This is a genomic window from Vibrio sp. 1557, from assembly GCF_033340175.1.
Taxonomy (GTDB): Bacteria; Pseudomonadota; Gammaproteobacteria; order Enterobacterales; family Vibrionaceae; genus Vibrio; species Vibrio alginolyticus.
The window spans coordinates 42,452-59,363 of the sequence record NZ_JAWOVZ010000012.1 but is presented as its reverse complement, the minus strand read 5'-3'; the positions used below and the strand labels follow the sequence as shown (position 1 = coordinate 59,363).

Genomic DNA, 16,912 nt, shown 5'->3' with positions numbered 1-16,912 from the left:
CAGGGGGCGGAATGTCGCAAGGATGTAAAAAAACCACTTGTCCCTATTGTGGTGTTGGATGTGGTGTCGAGGTCAATGCGAAAGGAATCGTTGGGGATACGTGTCATCCTGCAAATGCGGGATCACTGTGCGTAAAGGGCATCGCGTTGGCAGAGAGCTTGAATATGCCTTCGCGTTTGCTGTATCCAAAGCTTGTCACCAAGCAGCGACCTCAAGGGCAAGAAGTACAATGGCAACAAGCCACGGATCTAATTGCAGAAAAGATTCATCAAGCGAAAGCGGAGTTTGGACCTGATTCCGTCGCTATGTATGTTTCTGGTCAGTTGTTGACGGAAGACTATTACGTCGCCAACAAACTCATGAAAGGCTATGTTGGCAGCGCAAACATCGATACTAACTCCCGTTTGTGTATGTCTTCGGCGGTTGCGGCTCATGTACGAGCATTTGGTGAAGATGTCGTCCCCGTCAATTACGACGATATTGATAAGACTGAGCTCTTGATAATTTGCGGTGCTAATACCGCTTGGACGCATCCTGTTTTATTCCGACGTATTCAACAAGCGAGAGAAAACAATCCTAACCTCAAGCTGGTGGTCATTGACCCGCGTGAAACGGTCACTGCACAGCAAGCGGATTTGCATCTACCGATTAAAAACGATGGGGATGTATCACTTTTTAATGGGTTGCTTAAGTTTCTTATTGAGCAGCAATGCATTGATTCTGAATACATAAATTCCTATACCGACGGGTTTGATACACTTAAAGAAGAAGTCTCTGACTCACGTTACGATGTCACTAATCTAACGTCTTCCATTGGCATTTCAGAAGAAAAACTCACGACATTCTTCCATTGGTTTGCGCAAAGCCCAACCGCAATCACTCTGTTTTGCCAAGGAGTTAACCAAGCCGAAAATGGTGTCGATAAAGGCAATGCCATTATTAATGCACATTTGGCGTCAGGCAAAATTGCCAAGTCAGGTTGCGGGCCGTTTTCTATTACAGGTCAGCCGAATGCGATGGGCGGACGAGAAGTCGGTGGTTTGGCAAATCAATTAGCGGTTCATCGCGCTTTTGACGCAGAGTCTATCAAGCAAGTGCAGGCGTTTTGGGATTCACCAGAAATTGCCACTCAGCCCGGTTTAAAAGCCGTTGAGCTGTTTGAGGCGGTAGAACGTGGTGAGATTAAAGTTCTGTGGATCATGGCAACCAATCCCGTTGTCTCTTTACCAGATAACCAATTGGTAAAACGAGCACTAGAGATTTGTCCGTTTGTGATTGTTTCCGATATCACAGCGGATTCGGATGTCGCGCATTACGCGGACCTATTGCTACCCGCCGCTGGTTGGGGTGAGAAGCAAGGCATGGTGACCAACTCTGAGCGTCGACTTTCAAGGCAGCGTCAGTTTCAAATGCCTCCGGGTGAAGCAAAATCAGATTGGTGGGCGATAAGCCAAGTTGGGCAAGCTCTGTGTGCATTGGAAAAGACACAAAATGGCTTTGCGTTTACTTCTGAGCGGGCGGTATTCAGGGAATATGCCGCGATGACAGGCATGAATGCAGATTCGCCATTGAAGCTAGATCTTTCTCAATACGCCAACTTAACCGAGCAAGAATACGAAGAGTGGGTGCCGACACAATGGGGAGGAGAGCGCCCTTTTGCTGATGGCGTCTATTCACACCCAGATGGAAAAGCGCGTTTTGTCGTGACCAGTGAATCTCCAACGCGCTTAGAAAGAACAAAAGGCTGGTGGCTCAATACGGGCAGGCAACGTGACCAATGGCATACCATGACGCGCACAGGGCATATCGCCCACCTTGCCGCCTCAGAGTTAGAACCAACCGTGTACATGAACACGCTCTCTGCCACTCAAAATCGCTTAAAAGCAGGACAGCTCACCAAGCTGTTTCAGCCTGCTTCAAACACCGGTATTTATGCCAAAGTTGCCATTGATGAAGGTTTGGGTTTTCAGGAGCTGTTTATGTCAATGCACTGGGCGGGTCGATATGGCGGTGAAAGCAGTGTTAATGCGATAGTAAACAGCGCAAAAGACCCTATTTCAGGGCAGCCTGCATTTAAGTCGTCTTATGTTGAAGTGCAAGACGCCGCGGTCAAAACCTACGGTATGTTCATCGGTACACAGTTTGATTCCGGTAAATTTCTCTACAGCGCATTTCAAGCAGAAAGCAATTTGGGCATTTGGCGCTTTGCACATGATAAGCGACCAAAGAAGCAGAGTTTTTGTCGAACGGAAAAGAGCCGCAGAATTACGATAGATATTGTCCAAGGTTGGCTAGCGGTGGACTATGACCTTGTTGGAGACGTGCGTATCATTCGCTCTGTTTTGGTGGTGTCTAGTGAACCGATTCAAACCGACTACACCAACTTTACCGGCTTGATTGGCAAGCCGATGGAGCTATCGCAACTGCTTACCATCACTCAATCGCAAAGCAGTGCCAAACTGGTTTGTAGTTGTTTCCGCGTTACCGATAAACAAATACATGACGCGATGGAGAAACAAGACTGTACGTCAGTGACCCAACTTCAAAACAAACTCAAATGCGGTACTAACTGTGGCTCGTGCGTCTCTCAAATCAAACAAATGGTCGACAGCCATCAGCATCAAAAGGGCAAACAGCAAGCGAACCAGCAAAGTTTGGCTATTCAAATAAAGTAAGTCATAAAGAGGATAAGCACATGGAAGCGCCTTATCAAAAGTCTTGGTTTAAGAAAGGACAAGCGAGTCAGAAACAAGAACGCTCGTCTCGCTTTTCTAAGCATGATCAAGCAAGCAAACTGAACCAACTTTTAGAAGACCATTCACTAGACCTGGACGCGAACCACAAAGGTTTTGTCTCGATTGTCGGAGCAGGGCCGCACGATCCTGACTTGTTAACGGTAAAGGCTGTGAAAGCGATTATGTCGGCAGAGGTACTGTTGTACGACCGTTTGGTTAACAAAGATATTTTGGAGTTGGCTTCGCCACAAGCCGATTGGATTTACGTGGGCAAAAGATGCGGACAACCTAGTATTGGTCAGGAAGAAATTTGTGACTTGATGGTATCGCTCGCTCAACAAGGAAAGCGAGTTGTACGCTTAAAAGGGGGAGATCCTTTCGTATTTGGCCGTGGAGGCGAAGAAGCATTAGCGCTCGTCAAACACTCAATCGCGTACGAAGTCATTCCCGGCATTACCGCTGCGATTGGATGTTCAGCAAACAGCTTGATTCCGCTGACTCATCGTGGCGTTGCTCGCAGCGTTACCTTTGTGACGGGGCAAGTGGTTACAGGCGTATTTGAAGCGTGGAGCCAACTGATGCAAAGCGGACAAACGTTAGTCTTCTATATGGGGTTAGAAAAGTCATCGCAAATACAAACGGGTTTAATAGGCTCTGGTTTGAGAGAAGATTTTCCAGTCGCGATCATCACTCATGGTTGCAGCCCTCAACAACAAGTGCATGTTACACAACTCAATCAGCTCAATGATTTATCGATTACACTTAAAGGCGTGAGCCCAGCATTGATTGTGATGGGAGAAGTTGTCAAACTGCGCGAACAACTAATAGAAACCGTACAGTCAGTGACGGAATACGAGGGAATATGAGCAGCATTTTGGAATGTATTAGAACAGTCGGTCGTGGCGAACGTGGTAGAAAACCACTGAACTTTGACCAAGCGTTTCGAGTTATGGATGAATACCTAAACGGAGAGTGCGATGATGATCAAATGGCAATGCTGCTGATGCTGATCCGCGTACAAAACGAGACTCAACAAGAAATCGCTGGCTTTGTGAAAGCATTCCAATCCCGCATGCCTGCTATTGGTGCAGACATCGACTGGCCATGTTACGCAGGCAAACGTGAAGCGGCAGGTCAGCCTTGGCACCTGTTAGCAGCGAAGATCCTTGCCGATAATGGTCATAAAGTGCTGATGCATGGCTATCACGACCGTCAATCTGGACGTTTACACGCAGAAGATTACCTCGACAAGTTTGCTATCGAGAAAGCGGAATCAGCAGAAGAAGCAAAGCGTGTCTTAGAAACACAAAACATCGTGTATCTACCGCTCAGCGCATTTGCTCCACAAGCAGAAACCATGATCGGTTGGAAGAATCGTTATGGGCTTAGAACGCCGATTAATACCGTGGTTCGTGCATTGAATCCGGGGCAGGCGACGGTTGGTATTCGTGGTAGCTTCCATCCTGGGTTCCAACAACTTCATGCTGAAGTCGAATACGAGATCGGTCAAACCGCTCACGCTGTTGTGTCATTCAAAGGGCAATCTGGCGAGTCCGAATACAACCCGAAAGTAAGCCAAACAGTATGGTTAAGCCAAACAAGCGGCGTGACATCGCATTACTGGACGGAGCAAATGCTGTCTGAGGTGCCAATGCCTGCGAACTGCCCGTTTGGGACGTCAGAAGATGACATGAACCAAATGGCGAATACGGTTCTCGCTACGATGACAGTGGTCTTGTTTGCACAAATGCACGACAGAGAAAAAGCATTCGAACGAGCTTTCTCTTACTGGCAAGCCTATTGCGGGCAGCAATAAGATACTATTGTCAATTAATGTAAAACCAACGACGCAAAGTTGTTGAATCTGAATCCATTATCTATTGTTTGAAGAAGGTAAAAGATCCTAGCTCGCCAATGATGTGTTTCACCACCTTGCTCCGTATCAGAGTGGTGAAACCGCAGTTTTAGCCTCAATCGCGTTCGTTTCTCGCTTCGCTTTTGAGAATGAGAAAATCCCATATGGTAAGACACAGAGGACATGGATAATGGTTCTAAAGCATACCACTCCTAGTGAAAAGGCTTCTCATCCGATCCCGCAAGAAGCTTTCGATTGGTACGACGAATACGCCCACGGAAAAATCTCGCGCCGTGAGTTTCTAAATAGGCTGGGTGGCCTTGCTGTGCTTGGCTTTAGCATGACAGCACTGGTCGATGCGTTAACCCCGAATTACGCACTCGCAGAACAAGTTTCATTTAACGATCCTGACATCAAAGCAACTTACGAAACCTTTCCATCTCCAAATGGGCATGGAGAAGGGCGTGGCTATTTGGTGATGCCACAGAAGAAGACCTTAAAATCGCCGACCGTGTTGGTGATTCATGAAAATCGAGGTCTGAACCCTTATATCAAAGATGTCGCAAGACGACTTGCAAAAGATGGCTTTATTGCTTTCGCTCCAGACGCACTTTATCCACTCGGCGGCTATCCGGGGAACGACGATGAAGGTCGCGCAATGCAGAAAGAGATGGACAGAGCCAAGATCGAACAAGACTTTATTGCAGCCGCTAACTTCCTCAAACAATACGAGGGTGGCAACGGTAAATTGGGCGCGGTTGGATTCTGCTTCGGTGGATACATTGTCAACATGCTTGCAGCGGTAATGCCAGAAGAGCTCGATGCAGGTGTGCCTTTCTATGGAACGCCAGCGGCGCAAGAGATCCAAAAGCAAGTCAAAGGGCCTTTGATGATTCACTTTGCAGGGCTCGATAAGCGTGTTAACGACACATGGCCTGCTTATGAGCAGCAATTGATCGCAACCGACGCACAGTATCAAGCGTTAATGTATGAAAACGTCAACCATGGTTTCCATAACGACTCAACGGCACGCTACGCACCAGAAGAAGCAGCGCTCGCTTGGGAACGTACACTCGGCTTCTTCAAAGAACATCTCGCCTCTAGTTAAAACGCTTCAACCTTAGTTGGCACATTCCTTGTTATGTCTCTCTTAGTGAGTGAGATATAAACAAGGAATGTGCATGACTCAATCAACGTCAAAAACACCCATCATAGTGTGCTGTGATAGCCTCCAAGAGCAGGCTCGATTGTCCGGCTTATTGAGCAAAGATTACGACAACATCATCGGCTGCCAATTGGCACAACTAGAAACGTTAATGCAACGAGAACCGTCGGCAAGCGTTGTAGTCGGATGGCAGCAGCCGACGGCAGAACTGCGTTTGATCGTCGATTTCTGCCGCAGAAAATCGGCACCACTTCTTATCGTCTTAAAGCAATTATCATCCAATGATATCAATCGGTTATCAGAAAAAATGGACTATGTTCTTATGCCGCACGATAGTGAATTTGCACTTCAGCCTTGGATTGAACATGCGACATTGGTGAGAGCGAAATTCGAAAGTATGCAATCTGAAATTGAATCGCTGACCCATAAGATCGAAGAGCGCAAGCTGGTGGAAAAAGCCAAAGGTCTGCTTATGAAGATGCACAGCGTTGATGAAGATCAGGCTTATAAAGCGCTTAGAAAATCTGCCATGCAATCGAGCCAAACGCTCGCACAGGTTGCCAAGAATTTGATAACTACTTTGGAAGTGTTGGATTAGTTGTTCTACCACTTTGGGGTTAGGGTGCGTTTTCTAACGTGGTGCGTGTTGCACTATCAGCAAGCAATAACAGGGAATAACAAACGACAAGATATACTAATCTATTGTATTTACTGTAAAAAATAAGTTGGCACAGTAATTGGATTAGAAGAATTGGGTTTATTGTTGAATCGCTTATCTCAATTATCAACGGCGGTAATTGTAGACTTAGCAACGGCGCTACTGCTCTTCGGAGTAGTGGCGCTTTTTTATGGGAGCAAACCAATGAAATGGAGTTCGATGCTGAAAGTGTCAGCAATTTCGTTATCGGTATTCACCACGGTCAGCGTAAAGGCAGAGTTGGGTGAGCCAGAAATTGAAGACCTGAAGTTTGGTTTTATTAAGTTAACCGATATGGCACCGCTGGCGGTTGCTTATGAGAAAGGCTTTTTTGAAGACGAAGGCTTGTACGTCACTTTAGAAGCGCAAGCAAACTGGAAGGTGCTATTAGACCGAGTCATCGATGGTGAACTTGCTGGCGCGCACATGCTTGCTGGTCAGCCATTGGGCGCGACGATTGGTGTCGGCACAAAAGCAGAAGTGATTACCGCGTTCAGTATGGATTTGAACGGCAACGCAATCACGGTTTCCAATGATACTTGGGAGCAGATGAAGCAATACATTCCAAAGCAACCAGATGGCAAGCCAGTTCACCCAATCAAAGCGGATGCACTGAAGCCTGTGGTCGACAGCTATCTGGATAAAGGCAAACCGTTCAACATGGGGATGGTGTTCCCTGTATCGACGCACAACTATGAGTTGCGATACTGGTTAGCGGCAGGTGGGATTCATCCAGGTTTTTACGCACCAGACTCAGGCGATAACAGTGGCCAGTTGGATGCTGACGTTCTTTTGAGTGTTACACCGCCACCACAAATGCCAGCAACAATGGAAGCGGGCACGATCAAAGGGTACTGCGTAGGCGAACCATGGAATCAACAAGCCGTATTCAAAGGTATTGGTACGCCAGTCGTGACCGATTACGAGATCTGGAAGAACAACCCAGAGAAAGTGTTTGGTGTTTCCAAAGCTTGGGCTGAGAAGTATCCAAATACGCACATTCGCGTAGTGAAAGCCTTGATTCGAGCGGCACATTGGTTGGATGAAAACGACAATGCCAACCGCCAAGAAGCTGTGAAGATGTTGGCGAAGAGCGAGTACGTCGGAGCTGATGCCGAAGTTATTGCCAACTCGATGACCGGCACATTTGAATACGAGAAAGGCGACAAACGAGACGTGCCAGACTTCAATGTGTTCTTCCGTCATAACGCCACGTACCCGTACTACAGCGATGCGATTTGGTACCTGACCCAAATGCGTCGCTGGGGACAGATCTCAAGCGAGAAATCCGATGATTGGTACATGGATGTCGCAAAAGAGGTTTACCGTCCAGATATCTACCAACAAGCGGCTCAAGCGCTAATTGAAGATGGTGTGTTGAGCAAAAAAGACTTCCCAGATTTTAGTGCTGAAGATGGTTTCCGTGCACCACAAACACACTTTATCGACAACATCGTTTATGACGGTCGCGAGCCAAATAAATATCTAGAGAAGTTCTCTATCGGGCTTAAAGGAAAAGACAAGGTTTAACCATAACGATAAACGCCACAGGCGAGGGAATTCGCTTGTGGCAACAAGGATGTAAATTTCTTAGGAGTGAGTATGTCTAGTAATGTCATTTCCCTTTTTCCTGCTAAGCAGGTAGTGAACCGAAGTCGGTTGGTACTTTTGCCCGTCATTGGTTTGCTGATCTTTTTGGCAATGTGGCACTTAGCAGCGAGAGAAGTGCAAACTTCATTAGGTACGCTACCGGGACCTGTGCAAACTTTTCAGCAGTTCAGCAACCTTGTCGATGACCATTGGCAAGAGAGAGAAAAAGAACAAGCGTTTATCGAACGTCAGGAAAAGCGCAATGCTGCGAAGTTAGTCAAGAATCCGGACGCGGAAGTGAAGATTCGTCCCTACACAGGTAAACCGACGTTCTTCGACCAAATCATAACAAGCTTAGTGACCGTAACTGCGGGCTTTTTGCTGGCGACGGTTATCGCGATTCCGCTTGGTATCGTGCTTGGTCTTAATCAAGGGCTGTATCAAGCGTTCAACCCAATCATTCAACTTCTCAAGCCCGTATCACCTTTAGCTTGGCTGCCTATCGTCACTATGGTTGTAAGTGCCACTTATGTGAGTGATGACCCGATGTTTGCTAAGTCGTTCATCAACTCTCTGATCACTGTAGCGCTGTGTAGCTTATGGCCGACGCTGATTAATACCGCTGTGGGTGTAACGAGCGTTGATAAAGGCTTAATCAACGTGAGCAAAGTACTCCAACTTTCGTGGTGGCAGCACATCCGCACGATCGTATTACCTTCTGCCATTCCAATGATCTTCACAGGTTTACGTCTCTCTTTAGGTATCGCTTGGATGGTGTTGATTGCGGCAGAGATGCTCGCTCAGAACCCAGGGTTAGGCAAGTTCGTTTGGGATGAGTTCCAGAACGGCAGTTCAGCATCATTGGGGCGCATCATGGTGGCTGTCATCACCATCGGCTTTATCGGTTTGATGCTCGATAGAGGCATGCTGCAACTTCAAAAGTGGCTGTCTTGGAATAAACAACAAGCGTTGAGATAAGGGAAAAGATCATGGAAAAAGCATTATTAGATCTGACGCGTTTAGGGATGCGATTCCCAACGCCAGGTGGCGAGTTCATCGCGCTTAAGAACGTCGATTTACAAATCAATAAAGGCGAGTTTGTATCCCTAATTGGTCACTCTGGCTGTGGTAAATCAACGGTATTGAACTTAGTTGCAGGGCTGCACATGCCAACAGACGGCGGCGTAATAGTCGATGGGCGAGAAGTAGCAGGACCGGGACCTGACCGCGCAGTCGTGTTCCAAAACCATTCATTGTTGCCTTGGCTCACCGTATATCAAAACGTTGAGCTCGCAGTAAAACAAATTGCCGGCAAAAAGGGCAAAGCGTGGATTCAGGAACAAGTGAATCACTACTTGGAGTTGATTCAAATGCAGCATGCCGCGCACAAAAAGCCGGATGAAATCTCGGGCGGTATGAAGCAGCGAGTCGGCATCGCGAGAGCACTGGCACTTCAACCAAAGGTTCTGCTGATGGATGAACCATTTGGCGCGTTGGATGCGCTAACACGCGCGCATTTACAGGATGCACTGATGAAGATTCAAGCCGAGCTAAACAACACCGTCATCATGATTACCCATGACGTGGATGAAGCGGTGTTGTTATCTGACAAAATCGTGATGATGACCAACGGACCGGCAGCAACCATTGGTGAAGTGTTGGAAGTGAATCTACCGCGTCCTCGCGAGCGTGTCGCACTGGCGGATGATGCGCAGTATCAGAAGTGTCGACAAGCAGTGCTGAAGTTCCTTTACGAGAAGCAATCCAAAGTCGAGATTCCTGCTTCGAAAGAAGACAAACCCAAAACCGCAGCGCAAACGGCATAAGGAGGCAGCAATGAACAGTCCTTTAACGATCCCAGTAAAGAACGCATTGAGCCACATCGTTGTGGTAGGTAACGGTATGGTCGGGCAACACCTTGTCGAGCAATTAGTGCAGAAAAACGCGCATTTGGAGCACCGAATTACCGTGATTGGTGCAGAGCGTTTTATCGCATATGACCGTGTACAGTTGTCCTCTTTGTTTGCGGGTAACTCTCATGATGATTTGATGCTGAGTACCCAAGAATGGTACGACATGCATGGCATCCAACTCGTACTTGGCAGCCAAGTAACAGGCATCGACAGGGAGCAAAAGCGCATTCTGCTTGATGGTGAAGATGTGCTGGGTTACGACCAACTCGTGCTCGCGACCGGTTCGTATCCATTTGTGCCGCCAATTGAAGGTAAAGACCGAGACAACGTGTTTGTCTACCGCACGCTTGATGACCTTTCACAAATCAAAAAGGCATGTGAAGGTGCAAGAACAGGCGCAGTGATTGGCGGTGGCTTGTTGGGTTTAGAAGCGGCAAACGCACTCAAACTATTGGGGCTAGAAACTCACGTCATTGAGTTTGCACCTCGCCTGATGCCCGTACAGTTAGATGATGGTGCTGGTTTAGTGTTAAAAGAGAAGATTGAAGCGCTAGGGCTAACCGTTCACACCTCAACGGGGACGGAGCGAATCTGCGATGGTGAAACGGCTAAGCATCGCATGGTGTTTAAAGACAAAGATCCTCTCGAAGTGGATGTGATTGTCTTCTCCGCAGGCATTCGTCCTCAAGATGAGTTGGCAAGGCTGGCTGAGCTAGAAATAGGCGAGCGAGGCGGCATTGTGATTAACAACCAATGCCAAACCAGCGATGAGAACATATACGCGATTGGTGAATGTGCCCTTTGGGAGCAGAAGATATTTGGTTTAGTCGCACCCGGTTACACCATGGCGAGAACCACTGCCGATGTCTTGACTGGTATGCCGAGCGAAGGTTTTAAAGGTGCTGACATGAGCACCAAACTGAAGCTGCTTGGGGTGGATGTGGCGTCTATCGGCGATGCACAAATGCAAACCGAAGGCGCTCAAGAAATGGTCTTGCAAGATGCGGTCGCAGGCATCTACAAAAAGCTGGTGGTTGATGCGAGTGGCACTCAATTGCTTGGTGCGATTCTCGTTGGTGACAACAGTGACTACGATGCGCTCTTACAGTGTTATTTGACCAAAACTGTCTTGCCAGACCACGCAGCGAACCTGCTGTTTGATACCGGAATGCTGGATGGAGAGATGCCAGACAGCGCCATTATCTGTTCTTGTCACAACGCCACAAAAGGTGACTTAGTTGCCGAGATACAAGCTGGTACCACCAACCTGACGGACCTTAAAGCCAACACCAAAGCCGGTACTGGCTGTGGTGGTTGTAGCAATATGGTCAAATCGGTATTGGATACTCAATTAGCAGCCATCGGGGTAGAGGTTAACAACCACCTTTGTGAGCACTTTGAGCTCAGTCGCCAAGAGATGTTCCATATTTGCCAAGTGGAACAAATCAAAGACTTCGATACCTTAATTGCACTGCATGGCAAAGGGCATGGGTGTGATATTTGTAAGCCGACAGCGGCATCTGTGTTCGCTTCTTTGTGGAATGAGCACATCATGGAGCCGCAGCATCAGTCTCTACAAGATTCTAACGATGCCTTTATGGCGAACCTGCAAAAAGATGGCTCCTACTCGATAGTGCCTCGTGTTCCGGGCGGCGAAATCACACCAGACAAACTCATTGTGCTCGGCGAAGTTGCTCAGCAATATGATCTGTACACCAAGATCACTGGCGGTCAGCGAGTGGATTTATTTGGTGCGCAGTTAGAGCAACTTCCTGAAATCTGGCAAACCTTAATTGATGCTGGTTTTGAAACAGGGCACGCCTACGGCAAATCGGTGCGCACCGTGAAATCTTGCGTCGGTTCTACTTGGTGTCGCTATGGTGTTGATGATTCGGTTGGATTAGCCATTGAGTTAGAGAACCGTTACAAAGGATTGCGAGCGCCCCATAAGCTTAAGTTTGCCGTATCGGGCTGTACTCGCGAGTGTGCAGAAGCGCAAAGTAAAGACATTGGGGTGATCGCCACTGAAAACGGCTGGAATCTATACGTTTGCGGTAATGGCGGCATGAGACCAAGACACGCTGATTTGTTTGCATCCGACTTATCCAAATCAGAGTTGATCACCATGATTGACCGAGTTTTGATGTTCTACGTCAGCACCGCTGATCGCTTGCAGCGTACGTCGGTGTGGATGGAGAACATGGAAGGGGGCTTAGATTACCTTAAACAAGTGATTTTGGATGACTCTCTCAACCTATGTGATTCATTGGATGAGCAAATGGCGCGAGTCATAGATACCTATCAATGTGAGTGGAAGAGTACGTTGGATAATCCTCAAAAATTGCAACGCTTCCGTCCTTTCTTGAATAGCACGTCGGGCAGCAAAGTCTTGCCTTACCAACGTGTGCGCGGTCAGCGTATTCCAGTGAAACAGGAGGTGTAAATGGCAGCTTTAACCAAAGTGAAATTGTGTCAACTGGATGACTTAATGCCGTTTATCGGTGCCACAGTATTGATTGAAGGCGAGCATGTCGCGTTATTCTACATTCCTGATAGCGGTGTTTACGCTGTTCAAGATTGGGACCCAATTGGTAAGGCTTATGTGATGAGTCGAGGGATTGTCGGTGATATCGATGGTGAGATGTGTGTTGCATCACCGCTATACAAACAACACTTCAGTTTAAAGAGTGGGCAGTGTTTGGAAGACGAAGCGCACTGTCTAAAAACGTGGCAAGTAACGGTCGACGATGATCAGGTTTGTTATTTAGTCGAAGAATGATCCTCGAAATTAGCTTGCTCGATATGAGTAAATTCTTAGCGTAAGAGACAAGCGAATAAAGCTCCAGAGACAGCACAGTACGGCTCTGGAGCTTTTAATTATTTGGAAGGGTTCACTTGTAGTTCGGTATAGCCAGTCGAGTCGTCCATCGCTCTAGTGAACTCAAGCTCTGAGTAAGAATGGATGATCAATTCTGCGGTAGTATCAATCACTGTGCCTTCCAGCAAATGCCCACCCCAAACTAGTCCATCACGATCAGACACCGAGATATGAACGTGCTGATGTTCAGGCGTTAGGGTTCCCATCACAGAGACGATTTCAAATGGCTCATGTTTGGTTAACGTACTCTCTGCACCTGCTAAACGAAGGTTGAGGTCAGAGACACAGCCAACGCATGAGGCAATCGAGCCTGCTTTGATACCATGCTGCTCGACCAATTTCGCTAGGCTCAGCTTTAAGTCCATGCCTTTGGTAAGGCGTACTGCTATCACTTCAATCGACATGTTATTTCCTAATCAAAACCAGTAAGCAGGAAAGCGCGGTATCCAAGTCGGCATAACGTTTGGCTTTGCCAAGCACGCGCATGCCTTGCATGTTGTTGAGAACAAAACGAGCAAGCTCTTCTGGTTTCAGCGTTTTCGGCACTAAGGTTTCTTTTTGTGCATTGGTCAGCGCATCCGCAATGATGTCGATAAGATGGTCAAACAAAAAATGCCCTTTACGCAGTACATCATCGTCTTCACCAGCGTGCTCAATCAACGCATTTTGGATAAAACACCCACAGTTGCGTTTGCGTTGCAGCTCAGCAAAAGATTTAAGGAACGATTCCAACTCAGGTAAAGACGCATCGTCTTTTTCCAAATCATTCAGTGACGGTAGCGAGACCTTTTTTAAGTAAGTATCGAGCGCTTCGTAGTAGAGCTGTTGCTTGTCACCATAGGTGTTGTAAAGACTGAAGCGGTTGATGTTTAACTCGTCGGTGAGATCCGAGATCGACGTGTTCGCAAAGCCCTTGCGCCAAAACACATCCATAGCCACGAGAAGCTTTTCATCTCGGTCGAAGTTGGCTTTTCTTGCCATAAATTACCTGCCTGGGTCTGCTTATCGGGTAATTAAATTGCTTTGGAGGGATGGTACAGAGAACCTCTAGCGTTCGAACTGAACCAATATGATGAATACCCATCTATTCTTGGGTATCAGCCTCCAAATTCATGTGAACTCACAAACGGCATCAAAAATCTCGCTCAGCAAACAGACCCACAACTGTTTGAAAATTTTTGATAGTGAAGTTCTTGACTGATCGTTTATAAACTGGCTACAGTATATCCTAACCAATCGGTTAGAAAAAGATAAAAGGATGTGAAATGAAGCTCTATGAAACCGCAATGACTCCAAGTTGTAAGCGAGTTAGCATTTTTCTAAAGGAAATCGGTGGCGAGGTTGAGCGAATTGCGCTGAACGTTCGTGAGGGCGATAACCTATCTGAACCGTTTAAATCGAAAAGCGTGAACGGCAAAGTGCCTCTGCTGGAATTGGATGATGGTACGACGATCTGTGAAAGCGTTGCGATTTGTCGCTACCTAGATGAAGCGTTTGAAAATGATCTGGCGCTGTTTGGTGCTAACCAGCTTGAACGTGCTCAGGTGGAAATGTGGCATCGTGTGGTGGAGTTCCAAGGACTAAATGCGGCATTTCAGGCGTTTCGAAACATGACCGGAGTTTATGGAGACAGAGAACGTTGCGTTGAAGCATGGGGCGAAGAATCAAAACAACGCGTCTATGAATTTCTGCCTGTCTTAGACAAGCGGCTTGAACATAATTATTTTATCGCCGTAGACCATTTTACTATCGTCGATATAACAGGCTTTATTTTGATCAGTTTCGCAATTAAAGGCCTAGAAATTGATGTGCTATCGACGTCGCCAAACATTGCTCGATGGTATAACCAAATTTTAGCTAGACCTGCATTTCAGAGTTAATGTATTGCAGCGAGTGGATGATAGCTCGCTGCTACCACCTTACCGATTCTTAACTCAGCAGGATATTCAAATTTTTTCAGATTTTTCTTATTTTTTCTCCTATCGCCTATAATTGGAAAAACAACCTCAATTTGCTTCGTTGCGTTTTAGAGCCTTGGGCTCTTGGTCCGTAGACGCTCTCTTTCATCATGGAAAGTCTAATAATAGACAAGGAGAGGTCATGAGTATTCAAGTGAAAACTATCAATAATATTCTAATCGCCCTGTTAATGGTTTCGGTTTTTGGTCTATTCGCACTGTACCTCAATTACACACAGCAGAATGAACAGATTGAAAGGCTACAAAGTCAGTTAATCGAAAAAGAGCATCAGATACTAATTTCTAATGAAGCGTTGTCTTACACTCGATATCAACACCAATTATTAGCCGAAGACTACAGCCGTTTTAGAAATGAGCAGTCAGTGACTAGTGTTTTGCGTTAGCCAGTAAAGCAACCGTATTAAGGAGGAAGATGAAACCCATTCTTTTGGTCGATGATAGTAAAACAGTACTGCTTTACATCAGCAGTGCATTGGAAAAGCAGGGCTATGAAGTGGTTGCAGTTGAAGACGGAAGAGCGGCGCTTGAGGTGCTAACCCACCGCCCTGATATTCAGTTTGTGCTGAGTGATTTAATGATGCCTGGAATTAATGGTATTGAATTGTGTCGCCAATTAAAATCTAAAGTTAGCGAACGTTACATTTTCTTTGTTCTACTGTCTTCTAGAAATGACCAAAGTTCGATCGTGAAAGGCATTGATGCTGGCGCAGATGATTTCGTAGATAAGAAGACGTCTGTAGAGGAACTTCAGGCCAGAATCCGTGCGGGGTTTCGTACTTTAGAACTGCACAACAAACTCGTTGAGAGAAATAAAGAGCTAGATGCGGCCTATCAAACAATTCACCAAGACCTACAGTCTGCTAGTCATCTGATGGAGCAACTACTCCCTGCTGAATCAACTATCCAAAATATACAGTTTAGTTATGTCTACAAACCATGCTCCCAGATTGGTGGTGATATGTTGGGGTATTTGGAGCTCGATGAACAACATGTTGCGTTTTATGTATTTGATGTTTCTGGTCATGGTATTTCTTCAGCTTTGATGGCTTTTTCTATTCAACAGACGCTATCTCAAAGTCAGGGGCCTGATTCGATCACGATGGAGTTGAGAGATGACGGCTATTGCGTAAGTGAGCCTGCATCTGTGATTGAACGGCTAAATCGGCGTTATCAGCAAACTAGAAACAGTCAACTTTACTTTACTATGGCTTACGCCATTCTTAACACAAAATCAGGGCGACTTAGCTATTGCACGGCTGGCCACCCCAGGATCTTAGTTTGGCGAGCGAGTACGAAAACGATGGAACAGATAGGTGACGATAACTTTATCGTTGGTGCAATGCAGCCGATGGAATATATCGGTAACCAAATTAGTCTGGATGAGGGCGATGCATTGTGGCTTTATTCGGATGGTTTGATTGAAGCGAGGCAGGGTGAGGAGATGTTTTCACTACAACGATTGGCATCGAGTATAAAAGCTGTTTGCACGCTGACAGTTGAAGACCAAGTGGGAGACGTCTTTAAAAAAGTACAATCTTGGCATAACGAAGATGAGTTTGATGATGATGCCAGCCTTTTACAGGTAAAATGGCATGGTGAGAGGCTCGATTTAAGGAAAAGAATGTCAAAGAGCGAATTTAAACGAACTTACGGGAGCTCCCTTACTCACTCACGAAGTGCGAGCAAAGACGTTGTTCGGTTTTTGATGGGTCATCAAATCCCCTTAAATGCAATTCAATCATTGGAGCTTTGTGTCGTTGAGCTCATGAATAACGCTTATATTCATTCTTACAGTGAAATAGAAGGCCTGCCAATTGAAGTGGAGTGTAGGGTTGGGGATGACCAAGTGTCCGGTTTCGTGGAACTGAGAGTCTCTGATTGCGGAGCGCCGATCAATGAAAAGACGTTCATCCAACATAAAAACAAACAGATTGAGGCACCTAACTTAATGGATGACGATAGTTGGTCCTCCTCTGGTCGCGGACTGATGTTAGTCGCTCAATTATCTGACCTGTTTAAATTGGAAAAAGGTTTCGAAAACAATACGTTTGTTGTAGTGAAAAGGAATAGGGAGAGAAACTAACAACCAAGCAAAGTCGAT

Annotated in this window: 15 protein-coding genes; 13 read left to right on the top strand and 2 right to left on the bottom strand. The window is 46.5% G+C overall.

All coding sequences use genetic code 11. The features are described from left to right. The first annotated feature begins 11 nt into the window (after positions 1-11). The 10 genes from R7070_RS15140 to nirD all read left to right on the top strand — a co-directional run bounded on the left by R7070_RS15140 (position 12) and on the right by nirD (position 12,734). Positions 12-2,675 (top strand): nitrate reductase, encoded by a 2,664-nt coding sequence (locus R7070_RS15140; protein ID WP_256900019.1) that lies wholly within the window; start codon positions 12-14, stop codon positions 2,673-2,675. A 20-nt stretch (positions 2,676-2,695) separates the two neighbouring features. Then, a complete protein-coding gene (gene cobA / locus R7070_RS15135) occupies positions 2,696-3,601 on the top strand; it encodes a uroporphyrinogen-III C-methyltransferase (protein WP_256900020.1) in 906 nt (301 codons plus the stop codon). Then, on the top strand, positions 3,598-4,551 hold the full coding sequence (locus tag R7070_RS15130) for a glycosyl transferase family protein (RefSeq protein ID WP_065275354.1): 954 nt from the start codon (positions 3,598-3,600) through the stop codon (positions 4,549-4,551). The genes cobA and R7070_RS15130 overlap by 4 nt, the downstream gene beginning before the upstream one ends. A gap of 229 nt (positions 4,552-4,780) precedes the next feature. Beyond that, a complete protein-coding gene (locus R7070_RS15125) occupies positions 4,781-5,698 on the top strand; it encodes a dienelactone hydrolase family protein (RefSeq protein WP_009704599.1) in 918 nt (305 codons plus the stop codon). A gap of 73 nt (positions 5,699-5,771) precedes the next feature. Further along, positions 5,772-6,353 (top strand): ANTAR domain-containing response regulator, encoded by a 582-nt coding sequence (locus tag R7070_RS15120; protein ID WP_045420632.1) that lies wholly within the window; start codon positions 5,772-5,774, stop codon positions 6,351-6,353. A 264-nt stretch (positions 6,354-6,617) separates the two neighbouring features. Beyond that, entirely contained in the window at positions 6,618-7,982 is a 1,365-nt protein-coding gene (locus R7070_RS15115; RefSeq protein WP_050919883.1) for a CmpA/NrtA family ABC transporter substrate-binding protein, read from the top strand. A gap of 72 nt (positions 7,983-8,054) precedes the next feature. After that, positions 8,055-9,020 carry an ABC transporter permease gene (locus R7070_RS15110; RefSeq protein WP_256900021.1) on the top strand — a complete coding sequence of 322 codons (966 nt, stop codon included), beginning with the start codon at positions 8,055-8,057 and terminating at the stop codon, positions 9,018-9,020. Between the two features lie 11 nt (positions 9,021-9,031). After that, positions 9,032-9,868 carry an ABC transporter ATP-binding protein gene (locus R7070_RS15105; protein WP_256900022.1) on the top strand — a complete coding sequence of 279 codons (837 nt, stop codon included), beginning with the start codon at positions 9,032-9,034 and terminating at the stop codon, positions 9,866-9,868. Between the two features lie 10 nt (positions 9,869-9,878). After that, complete coding sequence (nirB, locus tag R7070_RS15100) at positions 9,879-12,398, top strand: nitrite reductase large subunit NirB (protein ID WP_318141237.1); 2,520 nt, start codon at positions 9,879-9,881, stop codon at positions 12,396-12,398. Next, complete coding sequence (nirD, locus tag R7070_RS15095) at positions 12,399-12,734, top strand: nitrite reductase small subunit NirD (RefSeq protein ID WP_256900024.1); 336 nt, start codon at positions 12,399-12,401, stop codon at positions 12,732-12,734. 98 nt (positions 12,735-12,832) lie between these two features. Here the strand turns inward: nirD and R7070_RS15090 are convergent, their stop codons facing one another. Further along, positions 12,833-13,237: a PPC domain-containing DNA-binding protein gene (locus tag R7070_RS15090; RefSeq protein ID WP_256900025.1), complete on the bottom strand. Its 405-nt coding sequence runs from the start codon at positions 13,235-13,237 to the stop codon at positions 12,833-12,835. A gap of 1 nt (position 13,238) precedes the next feature. Further along, the gene (locus R7070_RS15085) at positions 13,239-13,814 is read right to left on the bottom strand and encodes a TetR/AcrR family transcriptional regulator (protein WP_005375904.1); all 576 of its coding nucleotides are present in this window, start codon (positions 13,812-13,814) and stop codon (positions 13,239-13,241) included. 284 nt (positions 13,815-14,098) lie between these two features. On the opposite strand from R7070_RS15085, the gene R7070_RS15080 reads away from it, so the two are divergent. From R7070_RS15080 to R7070_RS15070, 3 genes are all read left to right on the top strand, one after another. Then, positions 14,099-14,713, top strand: a complete 615-nt coding sequence (locus R7070_RS15080) for a glutathione S-transferase family protein (protein ID WP_005387550.1) — start codon at positions 14,099-14,101, stop codon at positions 14,711-14,713. 220 nt (positions 14,714-14,933) lie between these two features. Further along, on the top strand, positions 14,934-15,194 hold the full coding sequence (locus tag R7070_RS15075) for a hypothetical protein (RefSeq protein ID WP_017820228.1): 261 nt from the start codon (positions 14,934-14,936) through the stop codon (positions 15,192-15,194). A gap of 29 nt (positions 15,195-15,223) precedes the next feature. Then, a complete protein-coding gene (locus tag R7070_RS15070) occupies positions 15,224-16,894 on the top strand; it encodes a SpoIIE family protein phosphatase (RefSeq protein ID WP_170896997.1) in 1,671 nt (556 codons plus the stop codon). Positions 16,895-16,912 lie beyond the last annotated feature (18 nt).

What these genes read in the sequence shown, in the direction of transcription:
- R7070_RS15140 (WP_256900019.1), top strand. Translation starts at nt 12, where the DNA reads ATGTCGCAAGGATGTAAAAAAACCACTTGTCCCTATTGTGGTGTTGGA.
- cobA (WP_256900020.1), top strand. Translation starts at nt 2,696, where the DNA reads ATGGAAGCGCCTTATCAAAAGTCTTGGTTTAAGAAAGGACAAGCGAGT.
- R7070_RS15130 (WP_065275354.1), top strand. Translation starts at nt 3,598, where the DNA reads ATGAGCAGCATTTTGGAATGTATTAGAACAGTCGGTCGTGGCGAACGT.
- R7070_RS15125 (WP_009704599.1), top strand. Translation starts at nt 4,781, where the DNA reads ATGGTTCTAAAGCATACCACTCCTAGTGAAAAGGCTTCTCATCCGATC.
- R7070_RS15120 (WP_045420632.1), top strand. Translation starts at nt 5,772, where the DNA reads ATGACTCAATCAACGTCAAAAACACCCATCATAGTGTGCTGTGATAGC.
- R7070_RS15115 (WP_050919883.1), top strand. Translation starts at nt 6,618, where the DNA reads ATGAAATGGAGTTCGATGCTGAAAGTGTCAGCAATTTCGTTATCGGTA.
- R7070_RS15110 (WP_256900021.1), top strand. Translation starts at nt 8,055, where the DNA reads ATGTCTAGTAATGTCATTTCCCTTTTTCCTGCTAAGCAGGTAGTGAAC.
- R7070_RS15105 (WP_256900022.1), top strand. Translation starts at nt 9,032, where the DNA reads ATGGAAAAAGCATTATTAGATCTGACGCGTTTAGGGATGCGATTCCCA.
- nirB (WP_318141237.1), top strand. Translation starts at nt 9,879, where the DNA reads ATGAACAGTCCTTTAACGATCCCAGTAAAGAACGCATTGAGCCACATC.
- nirD (WP_256900024.1), top strand. Translation starts at nt 12,399, where the DNA reads ATGGCAGCTTTAACCAAAGTGAAATTGTGTCAACTGGATGACTTAATG.
- R7070_RS15090 (WP_256900025.1), bottom strand. Translation starts at nt 13,237, where the DNA reads ATGTCGATTGAAGTGATAGCAGTACGCCTTACCAAAGGCATGGACTTA.
- R7070_RS15085 (WP_005375904.1), bottom strand. Translation starts at nt 13,814, where the DNA reads ATGGCAAGAAAAGCCAACTTCGACCGAGATGAAAAGCTTCTCGTGGCT.
- R7070_RS15080 (WP_005387550.1), top strand. Translation starts at nt 14,099, where the DNA reads ATGAAGCTCTATGAAACCGCAATGACTCCAAGTTGTAAGCGAGTTAGC.
- R7070_RS15075 (WP_017820228.1), top strand. Translation starts at nt 14,934, where the DNA reads ATGAGTATTCAAGTGAAAACTATCAATAATATTCTAATCGCCCTGTTA.
- R7070_RS15070 (WP_170896997.1), top strand. Translation starts at nt 15,224, where the DNA reads ATGAAACCCATTCTTTTGGTCGATGATAGTAAAACAGTACTGCTTTAC.